At 69.0% G+C, this 5,223-nt stretch carries 7 protein-coding genes; 2 read left to right on the top strand and 5 right to left on the bottom strand.

Annotation, left to right across the window (positions count from 1 at the left end):
• Positions 1–1,040, top strand: a 1,040-nt coding sequence (locus CV1CTNOD_RS16095) for a sensor histidine kinase (protein ID WP_242606747.1), incomplete at its 5' end; no start/stop codon positions are given.
• Between the two features lie 17 nt (positions 1,041–1,057).
• Positions 1,058–1,306, top strand: coding sequence for a hypothetical protein (locus CV1CTNOD_RS16090; RefSeq protein WP_207386484.1), 249 nt, complete (start codon positions 1,058–1,060; stop codon positions 1,304–1,306).
• A 146-nt stretch (positions 1,307–1,452) separates the two neighbouring features.
• Here the strand turns inward: CV1CTNOD_RS16090 and CV1CTNOD_RS16085 are convergent, their stop codons facing one another.
• The 5 genes from CV1CTNOD_RS16085 to CV1CTNOD_RS16065 all read right to left on the bottom strand — a co-directional run bounded on the left by CV1CTNOD_RS16085 (position 1,453) and on the right by CV1CTNOD_RS16065 (position 4,849).
• Positions 1,453–1,878, bottom strand: coding sequence for a type II toxin-antitoxin system VapC family toxin (locus CV1CTNOD_RS16085; protein ID WP_165485553.1), 426 nt, complete (start codon positions 1,876–1,878; stop codon positions 1,453–1,455).
• Positions 1,878–2,168, bottom strand: coding sequence for a type II toxin-antitoxin system Phd/YefM family antitoxin (locus CV1CTNOD_RS16080; protein ID WP_131767731.1), 291 nt, complete (start codon positions 2,166–2,168; stop codon positions 1,878–1,880). The genes CV1CTNOD_RS16085 and CV1CTNOD_RS16080 overlap by 1 nt, the downstream gene beginning before the upstream one ends.
• 133 nt (positions 2,169–2,301) lie before the next feature.
• A complete protein-coding gene (locus CV1CTNOD_RS16075) occupies positions 2,302–3,021 on the bottom strand; it encodes a response regulator (protein ID WP_131786877.1) in 720 nt (239 codons plus the stop codon).
• Positions 3,018–4,532, bottom strand: coding sequence for a sensor histidine kinase (locus CV1CTNOD_RS16070; protein WP_131786876.1), 1,515 nt, complete (start codon positions 4,530–4,532; stop codon positions 3,018–3,020). The genes CV1CTNOD_RS16075 and CV1CTNOD_RS16070 overlap by 4 nt, the downstream gene beginning before the upstream one ends.
• On the bottom strand, positions 4,529–4,849 hold the full coding sequence (locus CV1CTNOD_RS16065; RefSeq protein ID WP_131786875.1) for a hypothetical protein: 321 nt from the start codon (positions 4,847–4,849) through the stop codon (positions 4,529–4,531). Before CV1CTNOD_RS16065 ends, CV1CTNOD_RS16070 begins: the two co-directional genes overlap by 4 nt.
• Between the last annotated feature and the right edge of the window lie 374 nt (positions 4,850–5,223).

Here is a 5,223-nt window from a genome sequence, read left to right as displayed (position 1 = left end):
GGGCGAAGGCGGGCACCAGGGGGGCAGCGGGCCCCGGAGGGGCAGGCGCCGCGGAGGTAGACGTGGCGTCGGAGGGCAACCGACCGGCTCGGTTGGGTGGCCGTGGCTGGCGTGCCGTCCACAGCGTGGGTATCGACCCGTGCGCGCGGCCCGAGGACGGCGACGTGGACGTGCCGGTCGGGGACAACCTCGCGATGGTGTTACGTGGACGCCCACTGCCCGCCGCGGACCGTCGGATACTCGCCGCTTTCGCCGCGCAGGCCGCGCTCGCCTTTGAGCAGCGTCGGCTTGCCGAAGCGGCCGCCGAAGCCGGGCCGCTGGCCGAAGCCGACCGGGTCCGTACCGCCCTGCTGGCCGCGGTCAGTCACGATCTGCGCTCACCACTGGCCTCGGCCAAAGCCGCCATCGCCAGCCTGCGCAGTCGTGACGTCATCTGGACGCCGACCGAACAGGCGGAGTTGCTCGCCACGGCCGACGAATCCATGGACCGGCTCACCCGGCTCGTCGACAACCTGCTGGACATGAGCCGGCTGCAGGCCGGTGTGCTCAGCGTTTTCCCCCGCCAGACCGGCCTCGACGACGTCGTCCCGCACGCCCTCGACGAGCTCGGGCCACCCGGACGGACGGTGGAGATCCAGGTGCCGGACGGCCTGCCCGACATCTACGCCGACCCCACGCTCCTGGAGCGGATCGTGGTCAACCTCGCGTCCAACGCCCTGCGGCACTCCCCGGAGGGAACCCATCCCGTCATCACCGCGAGCGCTTTGGACGACCGGGTCGAGCTGCGTGTCATCGACCGTGGGCCCGGCATCCCGGCGGAGAACCGTGACCGGGTCTTCCAGCCGTTCCAGCGCCTCGGCGACCGGGACAACACCACCGGCGTCGGGCTCGGGCTCGCCCTCTCCCGGGGTCTGGCCGAGGCCATGGGCGGCTCTCTCGTCACCGACGACACTCCCGGCGGTGGGCTCACCATGGTCCTGTCCCTGCCCGCCGCGTGGTCCGTCCAGCAGCCGGTTCCCGCCGTGGTCGCCGACGGCTGAGTCACAGCGGTTGCCGTGTGCTGCTTGCGGAGGGGACCAAGCTGGTCACCAGCGGACTGACCCAGTTGGAGATCACTCGTACCCTGTTGCGTGCGGGCGCCGACCACCAACGGGTGCCCTACTTCACGGCCCAGGCCCTCCGGGGCGTGTACCTCGTGGGCGTCACCAGTACCGTGCTCGCCCGCGCCATCTCCTACCGCGTTCCACGGTTGGGCTCGCTTGAGGCCATCCACCTGGCCGGTGCGGACCCGTTCCGGGCGAACTGACCGACTTTCGTCACCTACGATCAGGAGGCTGACCGCTGCCGCCGTCGATCTCGGTTTTCCGGTGACCTCGCCCTCCTGACCGAAGGCGTAGGTGGAAACCGCTGCGATAGCACTGGTTCCACCCATATCCCCGTGAGAACGGCGGTTCAGGCGGTGTAGGGAAGGTCGGCAGGGTAGGTGATGCGGATCTCCCTGATCGTCGTCGGGAAGTCACGTTGGTTGTTGGTGATGAACCGGTCCGCGCCCACCGCGACCGCGGTAGCCAGGTGGCTGGCGTCAGCCGCCCGCAGCCGGTACCGGCTGGACAGCGCCACCGCGAGCTCGGCGGTTGTCTGGTCGAGCGGGCGCAGCTCAAGACGTGCCAGCAGACCCACGAGTATTCGCACTTCGTCGGTGTTGCTGTCACGCACTGGTTTGGCGAGCACCTCCGGCAGCAACAGGAGCGAGCCGACGCCGACCGGGGGGTCGTTGTCGCTTGGGGGTGCGACCGGGAACAGTGCGGCCACCCGACGGCCGAGTGGGTGGTCCGTGGTGGCCGCGTAGATGAGTACGTCGGCGTCGAAGGCATCCACTATCGGTTCTCACGGCCGGTTCTGATTTCGCGGATCAGTTCCTCGGCGCGGGTCACGCTCAAGCCACCCGATGTCGGTAGCGGCGTGGCTCGCGCGGTCTGGAGCAGTTCGTGGATGCGTTCGGCATCGGCCAGCGCGGCGTGCGCCCGACGGGCACGCAGTGCATCGGGGCGGATGAGCACGGCTGCTGGGCGGCCATGCCGGGTGATTGTGATCTCCTCGCCGTTGTCCACGCGGGTGAGCAGCTCGGGGAGGTTGGCCCGTGCCTCGCTGACGGTCATCGAAGTCATGACGATAGTGTACGCAGACGTACATGGATGTACAGAACGGCTGACCGCCCGGCTCCACGTGGCAGGCTTTCTTATTTCCAGCCGATTTCTCGGGCGCTTGGCTGTGGCAGGACGGGTCCCATGGCTGAGCTGGTCAGGGCTGGTAGCGGTAACCCATGCCGGGTTCGGTGATGAAGTGGCGGGGGTGCGCCGGGTTCGGCTCGAGTTTGCGGCGCAACCGTCCCATGTACTCGCGTAGGTAGTGGCTTTGCTCCTTGGGCGAGGGACCGCCGGTCCGGGGGAGAAGCTGACGGTAGGTGAGCAGCTTTTCCGGGTTGCGGAGCAGGACGTCGAGCAGGTGCCATTCGGTGGGAGTGAGCCGGACGGGGGCGGAGCCGGCGGTGTCCGAGGGGCTGGCAGTGTCCGCGGGGATGGCGGGGTTACGGATGATCCGCCGGGCAGCGAGATCGATCGTGTAGTCGCCGATCGTTGCGGTGGGCGGGTCGGTTGTGGCCGGGGTGCGTCGGGCGACCGCCCGGAGCCGGGCGAGGAGTTCGTCGACGCGGAAGGGCTTGGTGACGTAGTCGTCGGCGCCTGCGTCGAGCGCGCCGACCTTGTCGTCACTGCCGGCGCGGCCGGACAGCACGATGATCGGTATGACGGTCCGGTCGCGCAGGGCGTGGATGACGTCGGTTCCATCGATGTCGGGCAGGCCGAGGTCGAGCAGGATGATGTCGGGTTGTTCGGTGGCGGCCGTGGCGAGTGCCTGGCGTCCCGTGGACGCGGTGATGACGTCATATCCCCGGGCGTGCAGGGTGATCCGCAGTGCCCGCAGGATCTGCAGTTCGTCGTCGACGATCAGGATGCGGGTCACGCTTCGACCTCCGCAACGCCCGCGTCGGTGGGTGCGGCGGGCAGCGACAGGACCATGGTGACGCCTCCGCCGGGGGTTTCCTCAGGGGCGAGTTTCCCTTCCATGGCTTCGCTGAGGCCGCGGGACAGGCCGAGGCCGACTCCGGTGATGTTGTCACGGTCACCGAGACGCTGGAACGGGGCGAAGACGCGTTCGTGGTCCGTCTCGGGGATACCGGGACCGCGGTCGATCACACGCAGTTCGACCCGGTTGCCCAGTGCGCTGGCGGTGATGACGGGTGGCTGGTCGGCGGGGGCGTGGCGGATGGCGTTGGCCGCCAGGTTGGCGATGATCCGTTCGAGTAGGTGCGGGTCGGCGCTGACCTCGGGGAGCGTCTGGGATATCCGGATGTCGACGCTGTGCCCGGCCGGGCCGAGCTGGTCCAGGGCGAGCGGGACGAGTTCGCCCAGAACGACGGGCTGCGTCGACACGTGCAGTGCGCCGGCCTGCAGGCGGCTCATGTCGAGGAGGTTCTCGACCAGGCGGGTCAGTCGGTCGAGGCTTTCGTCGGCGGTGGCCAGCAGCTCGGTCTGGTCGTGTCGGGTCCAGAAGACGTCGGAGGCGCGCAGGCTGGAGACGGCGGTCTTCGCCGACGCCAGCGGACTGCGCAGCTCGTGGCTGACGGCGCTCAGCAGAGCCGTACGGGCGCGGTCGGCCTCGGCCAGTTCGGCGGCTTGCGCGGCCTGGACGGCCAGCCGATGGCGATCAAGCGCGACCGCGGCCTGGGCTGCGAAGGCGGTGAGCACGCCACGGTCGGCGCCGGGCAGAACCCGCCCTCGCAGGGCCAGGTGAAGGTCGGGGCGGATGGGAACCGCCGTGTCGGCATCCTCCGGCAGCAGGCATGGGTCAGGGCCGCTGACACCGACCGTCCAGGTGTCGGTAGCCCGGGTGACGCCCATGGTGCGGCGTTCGAGGAGGGTGACGGAGACCATCCCGAATGTCTCACTGATCCGATCGAGCACGGCGGACAGTGCGTCCTGGCCGGCGACGAGGCTACCGGACAGGGTGGCCAGGGTGTGGGCTTCGGCCTTGGCGCGGGCGGCCTCCCGGGTGCGGCGCGCGGCGATGTCCACGATCACACTGACGGTGGCGGCGACCAGGACGAACACGATGATGGCGAGGACGTTCGCAGGGTTGCTCATGTACAGCGTGTGCAACGGTTCGGTGAAGACCCAGCCGGCGAGCAGGCTTGCCGAGATCGCAGCGAACACGGACGGGTAGAGACCGCCGACGACGGCGATGCCGACGACCACCGTGAGGTAGAGCAGCAGGCAGCTGGCAAGGTCAAGGTCGCCCCGCAGCCGCGAGAGCCCGATGGTGAGGGCTGGCAGGGCCACGGCGGCGAGGATCGCCCCGGCAATCCGACGCCGGGGGGTGAGGCCGCCGGCGAGTTCGGGCAACCGGTAGTAACCTTTACCCGCTTGATCGTGCGGGACGATGTGGACGTCGATCTGTCCGGATGCACGGGTCACCTCGGCGGTGACGTCTCGGCCGCCGAGGATGGTGCCGAGCCACGTGCGCCGGCTCGCCCCCAGCGCGAGCTGGCTGGCGTTCTTCCCACGGGCGAACTCCAGCAGCGTATGTGGGATGTGCTGCCCGATGACGTGGTGGTGCTGCCGCCGAGGCTTTCGACCAGCTCACGTTGCTGTTGCAGCGCCGCCGCGGATGCGCTGATAAGACCGTCGCTGCGGGTTACGTGGACGGCGAGCAGCGCGGTGAGGTTGCCGAGCGGCATGTGGACGGCTGCGAGCACCGCAAGGACGGTCGCGGCCTGCAGCCACGCGCTCATGGCCGCCTCCGCGGGCCGGCGGGGCTTTCGAAACCACGTTGGTTGTTATGGCGCTGGTTGTTACGGCACGGCCTGGTGCAAGGTCGTGTTGCGCGAGGCTGGATCGCATAAGGCTGGATCGTGCGGTGTTCCCTGGTGCGACAATACCCGTTACGATCGTATTCGTCACAATACGTCCTGGTATGTCGAAAATCATTCATGTGTACTTCCCGCACGTGGACGGTGATGAGGGAGGTGACGAGGAAATGGCCTTTGTGACGAGAGAGCCTCGGGCCTCCGGCCGCGCGGAGAGACCTATGATCGCGCGGCCTTCGGCCAGGTTGCCGGGTGGCGCGTGGCGGGACTGAAGACGAGTACCGCGCACCACCCGGCGG

Source organism: Protofrankia symbiont of Coriaria ruscifolia (assembly GCF_900634745.1).
GTDB lineage: Bacteria > Actinomycetota > Actinomycetes > Frankiales > Frankiaceae > Protofrankia > Protofrankia californiensis.
The sequence above is the reverse complement of the archived record's forward strand: the minus strand, read 5'-3'. Positions and strand labels throughout refer to the sequence as shown.

Excerpts from the sequence above, each read along its gene's own strand:
- CV1CTNOD_RS16080 (WP_131767731.1), bottom strand. The coding sequence starts at position 2,168 with ATGACTTCGATGACCGTCAGCGAGGCACGGGCCAACCTCCCCGAGCTG.
- CV1CTNOD_RS16065 (WP_131786875.1), bottom strand. The coding sequence starts at position 4,849 with ATGAGCGCGTGGCTGCAGGCCGCGACCGTCCTTGCGGTGCTCGCAGCC.